This window comes from Streptomyces sp. NK08204 (genome assembly GCF_020400585.1).
GTDB lineage: Bacteria > Actinomycetota > Actinomycetes > Streptomycetales > Streptomycetaceae > Streptomyces.
Genome location: NZ_JAINVF010000004.1, coordinates 293,038 through 314,525, shown reverse-complemented (window position 1 = coordinate 314,525; position 21,488 = coordinate 293,038). Strand labels below are relative to the sequence as shown.

The following is a 21,488-nucleotide window of genomic DNA, read 5'->3' as shown; positions in this document are numbered from 1 at the left end:
CAGGGCTGGGGGGCAGAGGGCCGTCAGCAGGCCCCCAGGGGCCCGTCAGGCCTCCAGTGGCCGTCACACCTCCTGGGGGCGGTCAGGCCCCCAGGAGGCTGTCCCGGAAGGGATGTGACGCCCAGGAAGGGGTGTCACGCCCCGTGGAGCGCGGTCTCGTGCTCGTGCTGAGGCGCCTCGGACTGGGGAGGCTCCTGCTGCCTGAACAGCTTGCTGGGCCACCACATCAGCCGGCCCACGTCCAGGGTCAGCGCGGTGACCAGCACCGAGCGGACGATGAGCGTGTCCAGCAGCACGCCGAACGCCACGGTGAACCCGAGTTCGGCCGTGAACACCAGCGGCAGCGTGCCCATCGCCGCGAAGGTACCGGCCAGCACCACACCCGCCGAGGTGATCACGCTTCCGGTGGCGGACAGACCCATCAGCGCGGCCGGCTTGGTGCCGCGCAGCGGGGTGATCTCGCGCACTCGGGTGACCAGGAAGATGTTGTAGTCGATACCCAGGGCGACCAGGAACACGAACGCCAGCAGGGGGAAGGACGCCTCCTCCCCGGCGAAGCCGAACACGTGGTTGAACACCAGGCTGCTCACGCCGAGAGCCGCGCCGAACGACAGCACCACCGTTCCCATGAGCAGCAGGGGCGCGACGATCGCCCGCAGCAGCAGCGCCAGGATGAGGAACACCACCACCAGCACGATGGGGATGATCACCTTGTCGTCACGGGAGGCCGCGTTCTGCGTGTCCAGGATGATCGCTGCGTTGCCGCCGACCTGGGCGTCCGCGCCCTCGATGCGGTGCACCGCGGTCCGGGCCCGCTTCACGGTGTGCATGGCGGCGTCGCCCGTGGGGTTGTCCTTGAGCTCCCCGAGCAGAATGGCGTCGCTGCCCTTGACGATCGGCGGCGAGACCTTGGCGACGCCCTGGACGTCGGCCAGTGCGGTGCTGACCCGCTGCGCCGAGGCGGTCTTGGTGACGACGTAGATGGGGTCGCCGGAGCCGGCCGGGAAGTGCGCGTCCTTGATCTCCTGACCGACGGCCATCTGCGGCTTGTTCGTGAACTGGTCCTTGGACGACAGACCGTCGGCCTTGAGGCCGAACATGCCGAGGCACATGGCGCCGAGGGCGAGCGCGGTGCCGACCCACACGATCCGCGGCCGGCCGGAGACGGCGTTGCCGACCCGGGTCCAGACGCCCTCCTTGGTGGAACCGGTCGATCCGTAGGTCGGCTTGGACGGCCAGAAGACCCACCGCCCGCAGATGACCAGCAGGGCCGGCATCAGGGTGACCATGGCCAAGAGCCCGACGATGACGCCGATGGCACAGGCCGGCCCGAGCCCCTGGGTGGAGTTGAGGGTGGCCAGCATCAGCAGCATCAGGCTGACGGCGACGGTCGCGGCACTGGCGATGATCGCGGGGCTGGAGCGGTGCAGGGCCTGCGCCATCGCCTCGTGCCGGTCCTCGTGCCGCCGCAGTTCCTCGCGGTACCGGGATATGAGGAGCAGCGCGTAGTCGGTGGCGGCGCCGAAGACCAGAACGGTCAGGGTGAAGCTGGTCTGCGAGTTCACGACCAGTCCGGTGTGCTTCGCCAGCAGGTAGATCACGGCTTCGGAAGTGCTCAGGGCACCGCCCACGGTCATGATCGACACCAGGGGCAGCCATGGGCTGCGATAGGTGAACAGCAGGATCGCGACCACCACCAACGCGGTGATCGTGGTCAGGCTGCCTCCTCCGCCGAAGGCCTTGATCGAGTCCGACGCCTGCCCGGCCGGGCCGGTGACGTAGAAGTGGAGGCCGTCCGCGTTCTTCTTGCCGACATCGGTCATCGCGTCGACGGTCTTGCCGAGCCCTGTCCAGCCCGTCTTGTCCTTGTGGACCTGGACGACCGTCTGGATGGCTTTACCGTCCTGGGACTTCAGCGGCCCCTGGGGCTGTCCGACGACGTTCTTGATGCCCTTGAAAGCATCAGCGTCGGCCTTGGCCTTCGCCATGTCGGCATCGGTGACACCGCCGGGACGGTTGTAGATCACAATCGCGGGCGCGGTGTCGGCGAGGCCGAACTTGTCGGCGCGCTCCACGACCGCGGTCGACTCCGCATTGCCCGGCAGCCACGCCGAGTTGTCGTTCTCCTCAACGTCGCTGAGCTTGCCCGCCAGCATCACGGCGGGCACCAACAGGACCACCCAGAAGGCGAGGACGACCCATTTCGCCACCCTCCCACTGGGCAAGGATGCCAATTTCAACAGCACGTGGATTCCTCAGATATCGGTTGACACAAGGTAGTTCGGCGACGACGAAGAGCCCGTCGCCGGAGCGGGAGCGGCGAACAGGCGAGCCGGCAACTGCCGGGCGCGGAACGCCCGTCGGCCCGCCGTCCGAGGTCGGTGGATCGTGGGGAGATAACTGTCCGCCGAACTGGCTTGATTTCATGCATGGTTCGGCCCTTCCCGTCGCGAATGCGTTCCGACCTGAGAACTGTCCCGGCACCCGGAGTGTAAACAGCATCCCCCTCTAGATCCGGTCCAGATCCACTCAAGGTCCTTGTGCGATGGGCGAGTCAGCGCACCGATGCCTCCAGCACGGGCGCCGCGCCGGTGACGCGGGAACGGACATGACCGAACGCGAGAAGCACCGGAATGTCGGTCAGGACCGGGAACTTGTAAGGGAACGGGCGGGGGCCGACCATGTCGGGCGGGCCGCTGAAACCACCGTCCGCGTCCTGGTGTTCGAGCAGCCAGGCCAGCGCGCGCCCGATCGGCTGCTCGTCGGTCCCGCAGGTCAGCGTGATCACGCCGTAGGCGGTGCTGATGTCGTCGCTGGGATCGCCGGGCTGCATGCCCCAGCCGCCGTCGTCGTTCTGCGTCTCGCGCACCGTCCGCTCGATCCGCTCGGCCATGGCCGCCGTACGGCGGTCGTGCGGGCCCGCGGTGGCCGCGGCGAGGCGGGCACGGAAGAGGGTGTGGAGCCGGCTGCTGCTCCACCCCGGCTCCCAACCGCCGTCCGCCTGCTGGCTGTCGGCGAGGAAGCCCAGGGCGCGGTCCTGGGCCGCGAGGGTCGAGGCGTGCGGCGCGAGCGCGCAGACGGCCGCGGCGGTCATGCACGGCTCGGAGGAGGCACCGGCGACATAGGTCGGGAACCCGCCGTCCTCGCCCTGCACGGCCAGCAGTGCGTCCACGCCGCGTCGCACCGAGCCGCCGTGGGCGACCGGATCGATCGCCTGGAGGAACTCCAGGGCGCACGCGGTGTCGTCGACGTCGTTCTGCGCGACGCCGGGGGACATGGACCAGCCGCCGGTGAGTGTGGCACCGCGGGAGAGGGTGGCGTGCGCGGCGCCGCCCTGGTGGGTGACGAGCATGCCCGCCATCCGGTGCAGCAGGCCGAGCGGGGCGCCGGCCGCGGCCAGGGCGATACCGCCGGTCGAGGTGCACCAGTTGTGCATCTCGGCCACGAACGGGAAGCCGCCGTCCGCACGCTGGTGCCGGAGCACCGTCTGCACACCCTTGCGTACGGTCGCCTCCTGCCCGGGGACCCCGGCCAGGGCGTGCAGGGTGAGCAGGTGCATCAGGACATAGCCCTCCCACACCGTGTTCGCCGGGTCCGTGGCGACCAGCGTGCGCAGGGCGTCGGCGGTTGCCTGGTTGCTGACGCCCGCGGCGGTGGCGAGGATCAGGGCCACGGCGGCCTGCTGGACGGCGGCCCAGGAGTGCAGGGGATCGGTGGGGGACTGCTCGTCGGCCGCGGGCGCGACGTCGGCCGGCAGCGGGCAGCCGAGCACCGACAGCACCGCCGAGACCATCTTGCGGCGGCGGGTCGAGATGAACCCCGGCGCGGCGCCGAGCACCCCTGCCGTCAACTTGCCGACGAGTTCGCTGTCACCGGCGGCCTCCTCGCCGGTGGCCCGCTGGACGGCCAGCGTGGAGAGGACGCGGTCGAGCCGCTGCGGGGCATGCTGCCGCGCCTGGAGGTAGCCGAGCAGGCGGTCCCGCTCGGGGGAGACCGCACCGATGCGCGTCATCAGCGACAGCGCGAGCGCCGACTCCAGCACACGGCTGTCGCAGAGTCCGCGTATGGCGCCGTCGGTCCCGACCTGGCCGCTGACATGAGCGAGCAGCCGGGACGTGGCCCGGCGAACGTGGTCCGGGTCGACTTCGGCCGGCCACGGCAGGGGAGCGAAAGACGTCAACTGCGGTTTCATTCCGTGCTCCTCACTTATGACGCCCGGCCGTGGCCAAGAACACCGACGAACCCGGAGCGAACACCCATGGGTCAAGGTCGTGCTTGAGGTGGTGGATGACGACACTCGGCCGCCGCTGCGGCGTGATGAGCTGACACGCCACAGCGGCGGCCGACAAGAAGCGTCGAATGACCTGGCTCAGCGAATGCTCTGCGCGAAGCTGAACACGTTGTACGGGTCGTACTTGCCCTTGATCTGCGCCAGTCGCTGGGAGTTCTCCGCGTAGGCGGACTGCTGCCAGTCCGACAGGTTGGGGTCGATGAAGTTCTGGTACGTCTCACCGTTGGAGTACGGGTCGAGCACGGCGAAGCCGTTGTCGGAGAAGCGCTGCGCGGCGGCCCTCGCCTCGTCGCTGACCGGCCACGCCGCGGTCGCGGTCAGGAAACTGGCGGAATAGAGCGTGTCGCGGTGCACGTACGCGGTGGCCGTGCGCGACATCGTGTTGACCTGTCCGCCGAGCGCGGAGACCTGGATCCGGCGCGCCTGTCCGGCGATCCGGTCCGTGTCCATCACGGCGAGCGCCTTCTCCCAGCCCTCACGCGGCATCGCCTCGCTGAACAGACGGCTGCGCCAGGTCCCGAAGCCCGGGCGGGCTATCTTGCCCCCGTCGGTGTCGCTGCGGTGGCACTCGGGCACCGTGAGGTCGGCGCACGAGTAGAGGTACATCATGACCGACTGGTACGGGGCGGTGTACTCCTGCCTGGACACCGGGGTCTGGCCGATCATGGAGATCAGCCGGTCGACCTCGGCGGTGAAGCCGGGGCCGGGCTCCATGGAGCCCAGGAAGACTGTCGCGACCGGGACCTTGCCGGGGGCCGCGTCGTCGAGACTGATGTTGAGGCCGCTGCCCATCGTCCACGGTGCGTCGGCCAGCCACCGCGGCCAGGCGTCGAGCAGGTCCAGCGACTGGTCGTAGCTGAAGGTGAGGGTGCAGGCGGCGAGCTTGGTGAGGGGGGACGGGGTGATCTCGAAGGAGGTCACGATGCCGAAGTTGCCGCCGCCGCCGCCGCGCAGCGCCCAGTACAGGTCACTGTGCTCTTCGGCGGAGGCGGTCACGTAACTGCCGTCGGCGAGGACCACCCGTGCGGACTTCACCTTGTCCGAGGCCATGCCGATGCTCCGGGTGAACAGGCCGAAGCCGCCCCCCTGGAGGAATCCGCCGACGGCGACGGTCGGGCAGTAACCGCCGGATATCGTGAGGCCGTTCGGCGCGAGCGTGTTCGTGATGTCGACGAGCTGCGCGCCCGCCCCGAGCCGCGTGGTCTCGCTGCCGACGGCGATGCCGTTGAGCTTGGACACGTCGATGACGAGGCCCGGCGTCGTGGAGTACCCGCCCAGGCTGTGGCCGCCGCTGCGCGCGGCCACGGGGATCGCGTTGTCCTGGGCGAAGCGCAGGCACACCGCCACGTCGGCGGGGCTGGCGGCGTAGGCGACCGCCTTCGGCGAGGTGGCGTCGAACTGCACCTGGTACAGCTGCTTGGCCGTCTGGTAGTCCGCGTCCGACGGCAGCACGACACGGCCGTCGAGGTGCTTGCTGAGGACGTCCCACCTGATGCTGGAGGCACGGGCGGTGGCGAAGCCGGACAGCGCGGGCACGGCCAGCGCGGCCCCTCCCGCACCGAGGAGGAAAGATCTGCGGTTGATCATGTGCTGACTCTTTCGTCGAGGAAAACTGGCGAGCCGGACGATGGAGCGCGAAACGCGCCTGCCGGAGAGGTGCGTTTCGCGCTCCGGTCGAACTAGGCGGCGTTGCGGTCCAGGACCTGGGAGATGGCGTCGGCCAGGGCCGCGGCCGGGTTCTCGTCGCCGCTCATGCTTCGGAAGGCCACGTGGTTGTCGGGGCGGACCAGGACGGCGCCCCCGTCGGCGATCTCCCGCACGGCCGCCCAGCGGCCGTCGACGTCCGCGTACTCCGCGCCCTCACCGACACGGACCGCGACGACCGGTACCGAGAACTTCTCCGCCACCCGCGCGGCGGCCTCGACCCACGCCGAGCCGCCCGTGCCGGTGATCAGTACGAAGCCGGTCGTGGAGCCGGTGAGGTCCAGGGTGGACACACGCTGCCCGTCGTGCTCGAGCCACGCGTGCGGCAGCCGGTGCCCCGGGCGCGTGGTGGCCTGGTACACGTCGCCCAGCGGGGCGCGGGCCGGCGGCTTGCTTCCGTCCGCGACGACGGCGCCCGCCTCGTAGGCGAAGCCGATCTCCACGTCATGGGCCTGGCACTCGGCGCGGTGGGTGGCAAAGATCTCCGCGGACCGGGCCCGCTGGGCCACACCCATCGGAGTCGGGGCGAAGAACCCGGCGAACACCGGGGTACGGCGCTCCGGCGGGACGTGCTGGCCGAGACCGACGGCGGCGTCGATGACGACCTGATGGTGGGACGCCGCGGACATCGCCCAGCCCAGGTTGAACTGGCCGATCGGCCGCCGCTCCGCCTCGTAGGTGTCGAGCAGGCTGTCGGACGCGCTGCCCTTGACCACGGCGGCGAGCTTCCAGGCCAGGTTGTGCGCGTCCTGGATGCCGGTGTTCAGGCCGAGGCCGACGGCGGGCGGCTGGCGGTGCGCGGCGTCACCGGCGAGCAGCACGCGGCCGTAACGGTAGTGCTCGGCGAGTACGGCCTCCACGGTCCAGTTCGTCACCTGGTGCAGCGTCAGCTCCAGGTCGGGCAGGCCGAGAACCTCACGGATCCGGGCGGTCACGGCCTGCTCGTCGTCGCGGTCGACGCCGGCCAGGGACAGGTGCATGCCCCATTCCTCGCACTGCTTGCCCCAGGTCGGACCCATCTCGATGAGGGCGCTGGAGAGGTCCTGGCGGTAGGGGTTGAGGAACCAGGTGATCACCGATCCCTCGCTCCACACCTCCGACAGGTCGGCGGCGAAGTAGATCGTGGTGGCGTCGAACAGGGCGGGCAGGCCCTGCATCTGCACGCCGAGAGCGGCACCGACCGTACGACCGCCGTCCGCGGCGATGACGTACTGCGCCTCGACCGTGGTGATCTCCCCGGTCTCGGTGTTGCGGATCTCGGCGACGACCTTGTCACCCTGGTCGCTCAGGGTGGTCAGCTCGTGGCCGAACAGGACGCGCTCGGGGTTGCGCTCCTTGGCGTGCTTGAGAAGGATCGGCTCCAGCCGCACCTGCGGCAGCTTGGCGGGCATGACGGGCCCGGCCGCCTCGTAGGTCTCGCGCAGCGAACCGCCGCCGAAACCGTCCATCTCGTGGATCACCCGCGCGTCCAGCGGCTGCTCACCGGCGAGCGTGGTCTGCCAGCGCACCATGCCGAACTGCTCTGGCGACGCGGCCTGTTCGGCCACCGCATCGTAGATCCCGTGCTGGCGGAAGATCTCCATCGTGCGCTGGTTGATGTAGTGCGCCTTCGGCAGCTTCGACGTGTCCGCGCGCCGCTCCACCAGCAGGTGATCGACACCGTGATCGGAAAGGAAAGCCGAGGCGGACAGACCGCACCCGCCGCCGCCCACGATCAGTACCGGGACTTCGATGGCTCCCATTTATGTCCTTCCATAAAGCAGCAGAATTCCGAAGAGCGTTATTTCTCAGGACCGTTGAGCGGGTTCGCTATACCGGCTCCTCGATGGCCCCGTCGGACAGCTGCATGATGTCCATCACTTCGTCGGCCCAGCGGTAGTACGACTGGAGCTTGTAGTACTCGCCATCGGGCTGGGAGGCGACGGCGTAGACGAATTTCCGATTGACCTGGGAAGCCTGCACGTGCTTGACGAATCGCTCGATCCTCGAGTCGATCGGAACACCGAGGTTCATCGGGTTCTCGGTCGCCACGGCAAAGCAGATGCGTTCGAGCTTCGGGGAGTCCCAGCTCACGGTCACGTAGATACCGAATGCCTGCCGGCCCAGCCTGAGCATGCGCTCGGTCGGGGCCGCCTGCCCGGACTCGCTGAGCATCGAGCGGATGGCCTCCGGCTCGAAGCACTCGGCGGGCTGCTCGCCGAAGTAGACGTTCACCGTCTTGTTGCGGTAGTCGATACCGAGCAGGCCGGCGGTGTCGCCGAGGCCGTGCCTCTGGAAGAAGTCGATGCTCGCGCCCAGACCGCGCGGCATGGAGGGAATCCCGGCGAGCTTCGCCACGCTCTGGAGGTCGGTCCGGGGCAGGACGACCCAGATCTTCTTGAGGCCCCCGACGATCCCGAAGTCGATGCCGTAGCTGTCGACGGGGCAGTGGGCCCGGATGTCCGCGAGCAGTTCGCCGACGGGGTGGTCCGTCTTCGGGAGCAGACCCTTCTCGACGGCCCGCTCGTACGGATCGACGTTTCGCGGCACCGTGAACCGGCAGTCGAGGTCTCCCGCCCGACGCTCACCGGTCGCCACCCGGAACGCGACCACGGCCTCGGCGAGACCGTCGCTGTACGCGTTCAGGAGGGGCAGGACCTTGTCCCGCTCGCACGGCACTTCCAGTGTCCGAGCCGACTCCTCGATCGCCGCGTAGAGCCCTCGCACCGCGTCTTCGGGGCCGAGCCAGGCCGCTTCGCTGATGGTGGTGTCCTGAAATTGACGCTCCATGCGCAAAGGTTCGGCCACAGGACTTGTCTGGCACTGTTCCGTGACTTGTCGCCGACTTGGCGAGATCTCGCGGGGGGAGGCAGCCGCGCGGGTACGATCCTGGGCCGCCCGGCTCGAGCCATGGGTTCTCTGCCCGGCTCGCCGCCGTCGCAATCAGGGTTGTCCCCGGCACGACGGGAATGACGCTCGTGCGGACTCCGTGGCCACCGAGCAGGCCGGGCCGTTGCACCGGGCGCACGTCCCCGGGGAGCCACTCGTGCAGCAGGCCGAGGGCAGCCTGCACCAGGCGAGGAATCCGAGCACGTCCAGCGCCTGCTTCATGCCCGCGCCCCTCGCCCCGCGGACCCGCCGCGCACATCGGCCGCGGGGCGAGTCGGCACCGCCGACGGAGGGTGCGTCGGTGCAGGTCAGTTCAGCAGAGGGGCACGTGCGCGCCGAGCGCCGGGCCGCAGGTTCGAGTGCTGCTGGGGGCGTCCATTCTGCGCCGTCCTTCGGAAGGGCTGTTTTTGCTGCTCGGGAGCTCTCGGAGGGAGATGATTCGGCCAGCGCCCGATCCGTCCGGCTCCGCCGCCATCTCCGGGAGATTCGCCCGCGGCTTCGAGCCGCGTTTCAGGTCGGCAGCTGCCTGTCGATACGGCGAGCGTACACGGCCGGAAGTCATCACCCGCGCAGGCTGCGGGCCGGCAGGACGACGTGCGCGGCGGCGCTCAGGGTCTCCTCGGCGCCGGCGAACGCGGCGAGCGCGGCCGGGTCGATGATGCTGCCGGGCGCGCCCTCGGGCCAGGCGCGGGTGGTGAAGACGAGGTAGGCGTAGCCCCGTTCGGCGACGGCGGCGAACCACTCTTGGGGCGCTTCGGCCTGCGCAACCAGGTGTGGCATGGTGACGACGGCCTGGCCGGCCTCCACCAGCAGGGTGATGGGCAGGCTGGGTCTGGTGGTGCCGTCGACGAGGTCGCCGCCGACCGGCAGGCCGTTGCTCACCAGCAGATGCTCGACCGCCGCCGCTGTCGTCCGCGGGCCGCCCTCGGCATCCCCGAGGGAGTAGGCCAGCAGGTGGGGCATGTCGGTGCCGTCCGGGGCCTCGCCGCTCCATGCCAGGACGACGAGCGTGCCGAGATCGACGGCGCGGAAGGCACGGGTCTCGCGTGAGGTTGGGGTCACCGCGCGACCCTATCGACGCGGCTTCGCGCCGCCGGGCGGCCTCTCACCCTTCCGGACCAGTGCCCGCCACTGCTCCACACGAATGAGGGATGCGGCGTCGAAAGCGGTCCGGGGTCCGGAAGCGCACCTCGGGACACGGCGAGGGCCGGTCCGCGAGTGCGGCGCCGGCCCTGCGGGGCGGATGTCAGCGCTGCAGGGGCAGGCCGCCGAGCAGCGGGTTGTGCTGGTTCAGCGCGCCGGTCACACCCTTGACCGTGTTGAGCGCGGAGTCCTTGTTCTCGGTGTTCAGCGCGTTCGACGGGTGCTGGAGCGGCATCGCGTCGTTCAGGGTGAGGGGGCCCTTCGTGAGCGTGTTTGCGGCGCCGTTGAGGCTGGTGGGCGTCAGGTCGGCGGCGTTGTGGGCGAACGCGGGCGCGGCGACGCCGGCAAGGGCGATCGAACCGGCGACGACGGCGGCAGCCTTCAGGGACTTCATCGTGTTCCTCTCTTCGGAAACCCAGGTCACCCCAGGGGATTGCGACGCCGTGCCTAACGAGACCCTGCCGGACGGGAAACCCCGTAGCCAGAAGACATATGAGATCCCTGAGATCTGCCCCGGTGGAAAGCAGAAACCGGCCGTCCGCCCCGCGACGGATGTGCGGGGCGGGCAGCCGGCCGATGGGGTGCGCCCTGAGCGTCAGCCGGTGGTGCAGGAGTTGGCGAATGCCGGGTTCAGCAGACCGGCGCCGTCGGCGGTGTTTCCGCAGCCGTTGACCGGCACGTGGACCGGGGCCTGGACGACGTTGCCCGACGCCACGCCCGACGAGTTGGCGGCGCTGCCCAGCGCGCCGGAGTCGGCGGAGGCCATACCGGCGCCGCCGGCGACGGCCGCGACGGCAGCAGAGGTCAGAACCAGGCCCTTGGCAATACGCGACATGGAGAGGTGCTCCTTGGGATCGACACAAACATCCGGGCGGGATACCCGGCCCTGTGTCAACGCGGTGGCGTCCCTGAGAGTTGTGCCGCCAATGGGGTGATGTCCGAACGGACTTGTCCTCATGACTACGACAAGTACAGTGCTTTACCTGGCCTGTTGCCGACCGCGACAACGGGCGACTCGCTCACGACCGTTGCCGGCAGATGCCGGACGGTGGGCGTGGCGGAGTGCCGCCGGGGGTCGGCGCCGAAGGATGCGGCCAGGAGCCGCGTGCCGTGCGGGAACCGGAGGTACGGCGGGAAGCCAGGATCCGGCACTGAGGTCCGGCCCCGGCGGGCTACCGACGCGACACTGCTCGGCCTCGCCGGTACAGGAGCGCCCCGCCACGGTCATCACGGCACCCTCCGCTGAGGCCGCGAACATGGTCGCGCCATCGGTGCGCGGAAGCTGGGGCGGCCGGTGACGTCCGCCACCGCGGGCGGCGAACTGTGGAGTTACCGGCCACCGCGCGTGGTCGAGGGGAGGCTCGACGCTCGGGCCTGGGCCGGCATCGCCGGAGTGGTCGTTCCGCGCATCGCTGTTCGCGACGTCACCGCAGCGCGTACGCACCCCCGCGCCGTCCGCGCAGAAGTTCCCGATCGCCGGGTTCAACGCGGCGACGGGGTCCACGGAGTTGCCGCAAGCAGGGACTGGTACGTCCGCCGGGGCGTTGACCGTGTTGCCTCAGAGCACGCCCGGGTGAGCTGGGCGGCACCGTGCGCGTCCGAGTCGGTGAGCGCGGGGCCTGCCGTACGGGGACAGGCCGCCGGTCGCTGCGGCTGCCACGATCCTTGCCCTTGCCCTGCCAAGGGTCTGCTGCGATCCAAGTGCCTTCTTGTTCGAAGAAATGGGAGGGCCGGCCTCGGACCTGAGCAGATCGAGTGATCGACGGTCCGAGACCGGCCCGAACGCAGCCGCTGGGCTGGTGCGTTGCGTTACGTCAGCCGTTGTTGCAGGTGTTGCCGAGCGCCGGGTTCAGCAGCGTGATGGCGCCCAGGGTGTTGCCGCAGGCGCTGCCCGGGATGTGAATCGGGGCCTGGACAAGGTTCCCGGAGAGGACACCCTGGGAACCGGTGGCGGCGCCTTCGGCCCCGGCGTCGGCGAAGGCGGGGGCGGCTCCGCCCAGCGCCAGGATGGCACCGGCGACGACAGCAGCGCTCTTCTTCATGGACTTTCCCTTCTCTGCGGTCATGCCCTTTTGGACGGCCGAAACCGAGCGAGCACAGCTTGAACGGCTCGCCACATGACCGACGGGCTGTAAAACGAGGGATAGACAGCCGAAGAAACTACGGAACGCGCGCCGTTGCCGAATTCACCCGAACGCCCGTACAACTTTCCTGTCTTGACGGATCGACAGAGCGCTGCTTCGAGGTGAGGCGGGTTCTTGGGTGCGCTGCTGATTGAACGGTGGTTTCCATGGGCCATTGGAGTGAACCCGGGCAACGCAGGGGCCAATGGGCAGTTGAACCAGTGCGCTCCGGTGGACGGGGATTCTTCAGAAGGGACTCAGTAAGTGGTCAGAAGGTTCTGGCTGCCGCCACGGTTGCCCCCTCGCCGTCAGCGCCTCTGCCGCCGCCACTTCGCCGGCTCTCGCCACGGGCAACGACAACGGCACCACCTCCTTCAGCGGCGTCGGCGCATCACAGGCCTTCGGCAGCTCGGCCACCTTCGGCGACATGAGCCCCGGATGGCGCTCCTCCAGGGCGCGCTGAACGAGCCCTGTGTCGGCCTGCCGGCCAAGGTCAACGCGCAGTCGCCGGCCGGCCTCGCCAACGTCGGCGTGCCGGACGTCCCGGCCCTGTCCTCGCCGCAGAACCAGCAGTGCACCGAGAACTCCACCCAGGCCAAGGGCGACGAGCCGCTCTCGCACATGCTCGACGACAGCCCCGTCCTGTCCGGCAGCGGCAGCGGCAGCGGCAGCGGCAGCGGCTGAGCGAGCATCTCCCGGGCTTCTCGTAGGTCTCCCCCGTCGGGCTGTTCGCGTGCCCGCGCCGACCACGACACACTTGTGAGCTCATCCGACTGCACTGCTCCGATCGGAGCATGGGTCGCAACCCCGTCGGGGCGGGGGCCGTTGACGGTCACGCACTCCCTCGCCGGAGTCCGCCTTTCGAAAGGGAACCACCATGAAGAAGCTGTGGGCAACCGCGGCTGTCGCCGCCTCCGTCGCCGGCCTCGCCGGTGTGGCGGCGCCCCAGGCCCTCGCCACCGGCGACGACCAGGGCACCACCTCCTACAGCGGCAACAACGCGGCCCAGTCGTTCGGCAACTCGGCCACCTTCGGCGACATGAGCCCCCAGATGGCGCTCATCCAGGGCTCGCTCAACAAGCCCTGCGTCGGCGTGCCGGCGAAGGTCAACCCCCAGTCGATCCTGGCTCCGGTCAACGTCGGCGCGCAGGACGTCCCGGTCCTGTCCTCGCCGCAGAACCAGCAGTGCACCGAGAACTCCACCCAGGCCAAGGGCGACGAGCCGCTCTCGCACCTCCTCGGCGACGTCTCCACCCTGTCCGGCAACGGCACCGGCAACAGCTGAGCGAGCGCCCCGCACGACGGCGGGTCACCGGTTCCCCGGTGGCCCGCCGCAGGCATGCGAAGGCGCGGAGGGATTCCGCCGGCACCCCGAGGTACGGACGGGACCGGCTGCTGCACCTCGGCACACGCGGGCCGCCAGGGCCAGGGGCCAGGTCCTGGTCCCAGGCGGCGAGGTCCTGGGCCTAGGAGACGATGTCCTTGCGGGCGAACCCCCGGAAGGCCAGGGCGAACAGCACCAGGGCGTAGGAGACGGAGATCGCGCCGCCCTGGATCATGCCGGACCACTCGGGGTGCGGCTGGACGGCGTCGGCCCAGGCGAACTGCCAGTGCGGGGGCAGGAAGTCGCGCCAGTGGCCGAGGGCGGTGACGGCGTCCAGGACGTTGCCGACGATGGTCAGTCCGACGGCGCCGCCGACCGCACCCAGCGGGGCGTCCGTCTTCGTCGACAGCCAGAACGCGAGCCCTGCGGTGACCAGCTGGGAGACGAAGACGTACGCCACCGCCACCGCGAGCCGCTGAGCCGCCGTGCCCGAGTCGAGCACACCGCCGGTGGGGATGTGCAGCGGGCCCCAGCCGTAGGCCGCCGTGCCGACGGCGAGCGCCACCGCGGGCAGCAGGATCATCGCGGCCAGGCTGAGCCCGAGTCCCACGACGAGCTTGGACCACAGCAGCCGGGCTCTGGGCACGGGCGCGGCGAGCAGATAGCGCAGGGAGGACCAGCCGGCCTCCGAGGCGACCGTGTCCCCGCAGAACAGAGCGACCGGGATGACCAGCAGGAAGCCCGCCGAGACGAAGAGGTTCACCGCGGCGAAGTTGGCGCCGGACGCGGTGGCGGTGTCCAGCAGGGTGACCTGGCCGTTGCGGCTCGACGGGTCGCCGCCGATCGCGAACGCGATCAGCAGCACGAACGGCAGCACGGCGAGGATGCCGCCCATGACCAGCGTGCGGCGCCGCCCCAGCTGCCGGACCAGTTCGACGCGCAGCGGCAGCGTACGGCCCGCGCGGTAGCCGGAGGCCGTCTCCATGGGCTCCGTGCGCTCGGTGAGGGCACTCATGCGGAACCTCCGATCAGGGTCAGGAAGGCGTCTTCCAGGCGGCGGTGCGGGCCGACCGAGGCGACGGGCACGCCGAGGCGCACCAGCTCCACGACCAGCCGCTCGGCGGTGCCGCCGGACCGGAGGCCGACCAGCAGGCCGTCGTCGGTGCGCACCGCGGAGGCGACGCCGGGCAGCGCGGCCACCTTCTCCACGACGGGCTCCTCCACGGGTGTGCCGGTGCCGACCAGCAGGGTGTCGCCGGAGCCGACGATCTCCCCGACGGGCCCGGCCTGGACCAGCCGGCCGCGGTCCATCACCACCAGGTGGGTGCAGGACTGTTCGACCTCGGCGAGGAGATGGCTGGAGACGATCACCGTCCGGCCGCCGGCCGCGTAGCGGATCATCACCTCGCGCATCTCGCGGATCTGGGGCGGGTCGAGGCCGTTGGTGGGCTCGTCCAGGATCAGCAGGTCCGGCAGGCCGAGCATGGCCTGGGCGATGGCGAGGCGCTGGCGCATGCCCTGGGAGTACGTGCGCACCGCGCGGGCGAGCGCGTCGCCGAGGCCCGCGATCTCCAGCGCTTCGTCGAGACGGGCGTCCTCGGGCGGGCGGCCGGTGGCCCGCCAGTACAGTTCCAGGTTCTCCCGCCCGGACAGGTGGGGCAGGAAGCCCGCGCCCTCCACAAAGGCGCCGACCCGGGACAGCACCGGTGCGCCGGGCCGGATCGCGTGCCCGAAGACGCGGATCTCGCCGCCGTCCGGCGTGATCAGGCCCATCAGCATGCGCAGGGTGGTGGTCTTGCCCGCGCCGTTGGGTCCGAGCAGGCCGAGCACCTGGCCCCTCTCCACCCGGAAGGACAGGCCGCTGACGGCGTACCGGTCGGCGGACCTGGCGTACCGCTTGCTCAGGTCGGTGATCTGCAACGGGACGTCGGCGAGTGCCGGATCCGGTGCGGGGGCGCTCGTGCGGCGCCTGACGGGGAGCAGCAGGGCGAGGGCGACCACCAGGCCGGCCGGGGGCAGCCACCACACCCAGGCGGGCAGGGGTGCGGCGGCGGTGGTGACGGCGGGGGCCGTCGGCACGTTCAGGTCTCCCTTCAGGGAGACGGTGTAGGTGGCCGGGGCGGCCGGGGAGGCGTAGCCGAGGTCGGTGGAGGCGAGGACGAGGCGCAGCCGGTGGCCCTTCTGCACCTCGTGGTCGATCGCGGGGAGGGTGATCGTCACGTCCTTGCCGGACCTGGCCCCGGTGACCCGCAGGGGGGTGACGAGCTGGGCGGGCAGCACCTGCTGGGTGCCGTCGGGGCCGACGTCGTACACCTTGCCGAAGAGGACGGCGTCCGCGCTGGTGGAGGTGACGTGGACGGTCGCCGTCGGCGTGCCGGTGATCCGCAGGCCGGCGGTGAGCGGCGCGGAGTCGAAGCGCGCGTACTGGCCGGGGAAGTCGAGGGACACGCCGAGGCCGAGCGCGGAGAGCTGGGTGAGGCCGCCGGAGCCGCCGAGGCCGGGCAGGGCGGAGACGGCGGGCGGACTGGCACCGGCGGGGTTGGCGAACCGCTGCTCGCCGCCGGTCAGGGCGACGGCCCGGCGGTGGTCGTGCAGGCCCGGGTAGGTGTCGGCGGTGGCGCCGCGCAGCAGGGCCGTGCCGTTGGTGGAGTCGATGCCTCCGGTGCGGGTGATGCGGAAGGCCGGGCCGGTGGCGGTGCCCTTGTCGCCCTTCAGGTAGCGGTCGAACCAGGCGGTCACGCGTGCCTGCACGCGGCCGTTCTCCGTGTCGCCGCCGTCGTGGCCACCCGCGATCCAGTCGACGTCCACGGGCGCGCCGCCCGCGCGGATCGCCCGCTGGGCGGCATCGGACTGGGCGAGCGTGAACAGGGAGTCGGTCTGGCCCTGCACCAGCAGCGTGGGCACCTTGATGCGGTCGCCGACGGCGGACGGGGAGCGCTCCTCCAGTAGTTCGCGGGCGGCCTCGTCCGGCGTGCCGGACTGGGCGACCCGGTCGTACATCCGGCACAGCACGGGCTCGAACCGGGCGCAGCCGCCGCCGGTGTTGAAGAAGATGCCGGCCCACAGCTTCTTGAACACGCCGTTCGGGAACAGGGCGTCGGCCAGGTTCCAGTAGGTGACGGCCGGGGCGATGGCGTCGACCCGGTGGTCGTAGGCGGCGGCGAGCAGGGAGACCGCGCCGCCGTAGGAGGCGCCGGCCATGCCCACGCGCGGGTCGCCGGGCTTGTCGAGGCGGACCTGCGGCTGCCCGGCCAGCCAGTCGATGAGCCGGGAGACGTCGGCGACCTCGTGCTCCGGGTCGTTGAGTCCGATCCTGCCGGTCGACTTCCCGAAGCCGCGCGCGGACCAGGTCAGGACCGCGTACCCGTCGCGTGCCAGGTCCTCGGCCTGCGCGCGCACGTCGTCCTTGCTGCCGCCGAAGCCGTGGCCCAGCAGGACGGCGGGGCGGCGGCCGGCGGAGGCGGTGGTGAAGTACGAGGTGTCCAGGCGCGTGCCGTCGGCCATGGTCATGACCCGGTCGGTCCGGTGCACCGGGTGCTCACCGCCGACGGCGGCGGCCGTCCACGTACCGGTGCCGGCGAGCACCACGACGGCGGCCACGGCGGCCAGTAGCCGCCGCGGTCCCTTCAACAGCCCTCGCAGCGCGGGCACGCGAAGATCCATGCCTCAACCGTACGGGCCACGACCGGCGACGGATGCGCCCGCCGGGCTGAACCCCGGCCCCTCCTTGCGGAGTACAGCCCTGTCCCCGCGTACTCCGGTCGCGGTACGCGGGGACAGGGGTTGGGGGGACAGGGGTTGGGGGACGGGGGGGACCGTCAGGCCTGCACGTCCTCCGGGAGGGAGACGAGCCAGCGGGTCTCGCGGCGGGGGCGGAGGTAGAAGGCCCAGTAGAGGGTGGCGACGGCGGTGATGCCGCCGGTCCAGATCAGGTAGGTGGGGTCCTGCTCCACGAGGATGTAGACGAGGACCGCGATCAGCAGGACCGGCATCGCGGGCCACAGCGGCATGCGCCACACCTTCTTCTCGCCGTGCGGTCCGCGCCGGGCGAGCAGCGCGGCGATCGCGACCAGCAGGTAGAGGCCGGTGACGGCGACGCCGGTCACGCCGTAGAGGGTGTCGAGGTTGACGAAGCAGAGGAACGCGCCGGGGACGCCGACGACGAGGGTGGCCACCCAGGGGGAGCCGAACCGGCCGAGCTTGGCCAGGGCGTTGTTGACCGGCGCGGGCCAGGCCTTGTCGCGGGCGGAGGCGAACAGGACGCGGGAGTTCTGGATGACCATGACGATGCCCGCGTTGATGATCGCGAGGGCGACGCAGAGGCTGACGAAGGTGCCGACGGCCGAGTTGCTCCAGGCGATGACCATGCTGCTGATGTCGCCGCCGGTCAGGGACTTCAGGTCACCGGCGCCCAGGGTGATCGCGGCGACCGGCACGATGATGACCAGGGTGGAGATGGCCAGCGTGGCGAGGACGGTGCGGGCGACGTTGCGGCGCGGGTTCTCCAGCTCCTCCGAGAGGTAGACGGCGGTGGAGAAGCCCTGGGTGACGAAGAGGGCGATGGCGAGCCCGGAGACGACCATCATGGCGGTGACGGCGTCGACGTGCGTGTGGGCGCCGGCCACCTGCAGGGAGCCGAGGCTGCTCACGCCGCGATGGGTGTGGGTGAAGCCGAGGACGGCGACGACACCGGCCGCGACGACCTCCAGGACCAGGAAGATGCCGGTGATCCAGGCGTTGGCGCGCAGGTCCAGCAGGCCGGCGAGGGTGGCGGCGATCATCACCCCGGCGCCGGTCCAGGACGGGTCGAGGTGGATGACGGGGGCGAGATAGTCGGCGGTGCCCATCGCGATGACCGGAGGGACGATCATCACGACGAGGAGGGACATCACGAAGGCCAGCCAGCCGGCGAGCCGTCCGGCGAGCGTGGAGACGATCGCGTACTCGCCGCCCGCGCTGGGGATGAGGGTGCCCAGCTCCGAGTAGCAGAAGGCCACGGGGATACAGAGCAGCGCGCCGATGGCGATGCACAGGGCCGTCGCCGTGCCGAGGCTGGAGAACAGGTCGGGCACGATCACGAAGAGTGTGGAGGCGGGGGTGACGCACGACAGCGTCAGCAGGGTGCCGCCGACGACGCCGATGGAACGCTTGAGTTTCTGGGGGCTGTCCGTGCCCTCCATGACGGCTGTCTCGACAGGGCTGAGCGTGTCGGTCATATGCGGCGGTTCCGATCGACTCGTGCGACTGAGGGTGGGGTCGGGAGCGCTATCGCCTCCGGCGGATCGCCATACGTTCATCTGGTCCGCTCCCGGCGCTGCCATAGGGAACCCCGACGAAAACCGCCACGTCAATGGCCATTTACCTTCGGAATCCGTAGTTCCGATACGTCGCACGTCACATCACTTTCCCAGGCCGCAGACCGCTGTTGGTGCATCCATCAAGCCCTGAGCAAGTGTGACCTTGCTTTCCATGGTCATCTGCACGCAACCCCTTCGTCACCCGTTTCATCCCGCCCGAACGGGAACCGCAGCCAAGGTGTCAAAAAAATGTCAGGGCGTCCGGTATCCGGACGGATAAAACGGTCGCGTCCATGTCAGTCAGCGCCGATAGAGTCGCCGCTCACAACCGGCACACAGCTTTGGGTGGGGACATGAAGACGCGACACACCGCTGCCTGGGCGGTTCTCACGGTGGCGGCGCTGGTCGCGGCCTCCGGGTGCGGCACGGAGGGCGCGAAGGCGGCGGTCAAGGCGGTCGACAACGCCGACAAGGTGATGGCGGCGCTGGCCCGGGCGACGGACCGGACGGAGGCTCTCGGCTCGGCCGAGGTGCGGATGACGGTCTACCCCGGCACCAGCGGCCCGGTCGCCATGGAGGGCACGTACTCCTGGGGCGACGGGTACGCCTTCGACGTGGAGACGGACACCAGGGCCGTGCACATGCAGGCCGTCAACCGCTCCCCCAGGACGCACGTCCTGTTCGTCGACGGCGTCTACTACTACGACGTCGACACCTTCGCCTCCGGCCCGTACAAGGGCAAGGACTGGATCAAGGTCGACGGTTCGGCCGTGTTCGGGAAGAAGGGCGCCCAGGCCCTCGCCGGCGACAACGGCAGCCCCTCGGCCTCCATGAAGGGCCTGAAGTACGCCGACGACGTCACGGACCTCGGCACGCAGACCGTGAACGGACGGCGCACCACGCACTACCGCGCCGTGGTCGACCAGGACCACATGGGCAGGCTCAAGGACGTCTACGGCGACGGCAGCCCCATGAGCGCGGTGACCGGAGCGACCTCGGTCGTCATGGACGTGTGGGTCGGCCCCGACGACCTTCCGGTGCGGTTGAAGCAGAAGATGGGCACCATGACGGTGACCATGGACTTCGAGAAGTTCGGCAAGCCGGTCGCCGTCAAGGCCCCGCCCGCCGCGCGCACCGCCGACCTCACCGACGTGCTCAAGAAGCAGCAGGGCTGAACACACCGGTGCCCCGCCCTCGCGCACGCGCGGGACGGGGCACCGTACGGCGTCAGTGGTTGCGCGGGAAGCCCAGGTCCACGCCCGCGGGGGCGTCGGCCGGGTCGGGCCAGCGGGTGGTCACGACCTTGCCGCGGGTGTAGAAGTGCGTGCCGTCGTTGCCGTAGATGTGGTGGTCGCCGAAGAGCGAGTCCTTCCAGCCGCCGAAGGAGTGGTAGCCGACCGGCACCGGGATCGGCACGTTCACGCCGACCATGCCGGCCTCGATCTCCAGCTGGAAGCGGCGGGCCGCGCCGCCGTCCCGGGTGAAGATCGCGGTGCCGTTGCCGAACGGCGAGGCGTTGATGAGCGCCACGCCCTCCTCGTAGGTGTCCACGCGCAGCACGCACAGCACCGGGCCGAAGATCTCGTCCTGGTAGGCCTTCGCGCCGGTCGGCACCTTGTCGAGCAGCGAGATGCCCATCCAGTGGCCGTCCTCGAAGCCCTCCACGGTGTAGCCGGTGCCGTCCAGGACCACCTCCGCGCCCTCGGCGGCGGCGCCGGAGACGTACGAGGCGACCTTGTCGCGGTGCGCCCTGGTGATCAGCGGGCCCATCTCCGACGCCGGGTCGTTGCCCGGACCGATCTTGATCTTCTCGGCGCGCTCGCGGATCTTCTCCACCAGGGTGTCGCCGATCGAGCCGACGGCCACGACGGCCGAGATGGCCATGCAGCGCTCGCCCGCCGAGCCGTACGCCGCGGAGACCGCCGCGTCCGCCGCCGCGTCCAGATCGGCGTCCGGCAGGACCAGCATGTGGTTCTTGGCGCCGCCGAGGGCCTGGACCCGCTTGCCGTTCGCGGAGGCGGTGGTGTGGATGTAGCGCGCGATCGGGGTCGAGCCGACGAAGGAGACGGCCTTGACGTCCGGGTGCTCCAGCAGCCGGTCGACGGCCACCTTGTCGCCGTGGACGACGTTGAAGACGCCGTCCGGCAGACCGGCCTCGGCGAGCAGCTCGGCGAGCCTGACCGACGCCGACGGGTCCTTCTCGCTCGGCTTCAGCACGAAGGTGTTGCCGCAGGCGATGGCGATCGGGAACATCCACATCGGAACCATCGCCGGGAAGTTGAACGGCGTGATGCCGGCGACGACACCGAGCGGCTGGCGGATGGCGGCCACGTCGACGCGGCTGGCGACCTGCATCGACAGCTCGCCCTTCAGCTGGACGTTGATGCCGCAGGCCAGATCCACGATCTCCAGGCCGCGCGCGACCTCGCCGAGCGCGTCGGAGTGCACCTTGCCGTGCTCGGCGGTGATCAGCTCGGCGATCTCGTCGCGGTGGGCGTCCAGCAGCGCACGGAACTTGAACAGGATCGCGGTGCGCTGGGCGAGCGAGGACTGCCCCCAGGTCGTGAAGGCGTCCTTCGCGGCGGCGACGGCCGCGTCCACCTCCTCGACCGACGCGAACGCCACCTTGGTGGTGACCGCGCCGGTCGCCGGGTCGGTGACCGGCCCGTACGTGCCCGACGCGCCTTCGACGGTCTTGCCGCCGATCCAGTGGTTGACGATCTTCGTCATGCCCAGAA

Annotated in this window: 15 protein-coding genes and 2 pseudogenes; 3 read left to right on the top strand and 14 right to left on the bottom strand. The window is 70.5% G+C overall.

All coding sequences use genetic code 11. The annotated features are described in order from the left end of the window. Window positions 1-134: 134 nt before the first annotated feature. The 10 genes and pseudogenes from K7G59_RS09190 to K7G59_RS09145 all read right to left on the bottom strand — a co-directional run bounded on the left by K7G59_RS09190 (window position 135) and on the right by K7G59_RS09145 (window position 12,048). Window positions 135-2,246, bottom strand: coding sequence for an MMPL family transporter (locus tag K7G59_RS09190; RefSeq protein WP_374114203.1), 2,112 nt, complete (start codon window positions 2,244-2,246; stop codon window positions 135-137). Window positions 2,247-2,554: 308 nt separating this feature from the next. Continuing rightward, window positions 2,555-4,192, bottom strand: a complete 1,638-nt coding sequence (locus tag K7G59_RS09185; RefSeq protein ID WP_225832044.1) for a prenyltransferase/squalene oxidase repeat-containing protein — start codon at window positions 4,190-4,192, stop codon at window positions 2,555-2,557. A gap of 177 nt (window positions 4,193-4,369) precedes the next feature. Further along, window positions 4,370-5,878, bottom strand: coding sequence for an FAD-binding oxidoreductase (locus K7G59_RS09180; RefSeq protein WP_225832042.1), 1,509 nt, complete (start codon window positions 5,876-5,878; stop codon window positions 4,370-4,372). A gap of 92 nt (window positions 5,879-5,970) precedes the next feature. Continuing rightward, a complete protein-coding gene (locus tag K7G59_RS09175; protein ID WP_225832039.1) occupies window positions 5,971-7,737 on the bottom strand; it encodes an FAD-dependent monooxygenase in 1,767 nt (588 codons plus the stop codon). Window positions 7,738-7,804: 67 nt separating this feature from the next. Next, window positions 7,805-8,764, bottom strand: a complete 960-nt coding sequence (locus K7G59_RS09170; protein WP_225832038.1) for an aromatic prenyltransferase — start codon at window positions 8,762-8,764, stop codon at window positions 7,805-7,807. A gap of 660 nt (window positions 8,765-9,424) precedes the next feature. Next, window positions 9,425-9,925 (bottom strand): DUF5949 family protein, encoded by a 501-nt coding sequence (locus K7G59_RS09165; RefSeq protein ID WP_225832036.1) that lies wholly within the window; start codon window positions 9,923-9,925, stop codon window positions 9,425-9,427. A gap of 184 nt (window positions 9,926-10,109) precedes the next feature. Next, window positions 10,110-10,400 (bottom strand): hypothetical protein, encoded by a 291-nt coding sequence (locus K7G59_RS09160; protein WP_225832035.1) that lies wholly within the window; start codon window positions 10,398-10,400, stop codon window positions 10,110-10,112. Between the two features lie 201 nt (window positions 10,401-10,601). Beyond that, window positions 10,602-10,841 carry a chaplin gene (locus tag K7G59_RS09155; RefSeq protein WP_225832032.1) on the bottom strand — a complete coding sequence of 80 codons (240 nt, stop codon included), beginning with the start codon at window positions 10,839-10,841 and terminating at the stop codon, window positions 10,602-10,604. A gap of 144 nt (window positions 10,842-10,985) precedes the next feature. Further along, a pseudogene (locus K7G59_RS34965) lies at window positions 10,986-11,552 on the bottom strand (chaplin); the annotation flags it as partial. 268 nt (window positions 11,553-11,820) lie between these two features. Beyond that, the gene (locus K7G59_RS09145) at window positions 11,821-12,048 is read right to left on the bottom strand and encodes a chaplin (protein ID WP_225832030.1); all 228 of its coding nucleotides are present in this window, start codon (window positions 12,046-12,048) and stop codon (window positions 11,821-11,823) included. 359 nt (window positions 12,049-12,407) lie between these two features. On the opposite strand from K7G59_RS09145, the pseudogene K7G59_RS09140 reads away from it, so the two are divergent. Continuing rightward, window positions 12,408-12,813 (top strand): annotated as a pseudogene (locus K7G59_RS09140) (rodlin). A gap of 193 nt (window positions 12,814-13,006) precedes the next feature. Continuing rightward, entirely contained in the window at window positions 13,007-13,414 is a 408-nt protein-coding gene (locus K7G59_RS09135; protein WP_225832028.1) for a rodlin, read from the top strand. A 181-nt stretch (window positions 13,415-13,595) separates the two neighbouring features. On the opposite strand, the gene K7G59_RS09130 is transcribed toward K7G59_RS09135, so the two are convergent. The 3 genes from K7G59_RS09130 to K7G59_RS09120 form a co-directional block, all read right to left on the bottom strand. After that, window positions 13,596-14,468 carry an ABC transporter permease gene (locus tag K7G59_RS09130; protein WP_225832025.1) on the bottom strand — a complete coding sequence of 291 codons (873 nt, stop codon included), beginning with the start codon at window positions 14,466-14,468 and terminating at the stop codon, window positions 13,596-13,598. Further along, entirely contained in the window at window positions 14,465-17,116 is a 2,652-nt protein-coding gene (locus tag K7G59_RS09125; protein WP_225832023.1) for a CocE/NonD family hydrolase, read from the bottom strand. The genes K7G59_RS09130 and K7G59_RS09125 overlap by 4 nt, the downstream gene beginning before the upstream one ends. 155 nt (window positions 17,117-17,271) lie before the next feature. Continuing rightward, on the bottom strand, window positions 17,272-18,669 hold the full coding sequence (locus K7G59_RS09120; protein ID WP_225832021.1) for an APC family permease: 1,398 nt from the start codon (window positions 18,667-18,669) through the stop codon (window positions 17,272-17,274). Between the two features lie 434 nt (window positions 18,670-19,103). On the opposite strand from K7G59_RS09120, the gene K7G59_RS09115 reads away from it, so the two are divergent. Further along, a complete protein-coding gene (locus tag K7G59_RS09115) occupies window positions 19,104-19,925 on the top strand; it encodes a hypothetical protein (RefSeq protein WP_225832019.1) in 822 nt (273 codons plus the stop codon). 52 nt (window positions 19,926-19,977) lie between these two features. Here K7G59_RS09115 and mmsA read toward each other — a convergent pair whose 3' ends face one another. Further along, entirely contained in the window at window positions 19,978-21,480 is a 1,503-nt protein-coding gene (mmsA, locus tag K7G59_RS09110) for a CoA-acylating methylmalonate-semialdehyde dehydrogenase (protein ID WP_225832017.1), read from the bottom strand. Window positions 21,481-21,488 lie beyond the last annotated feature (8 nt).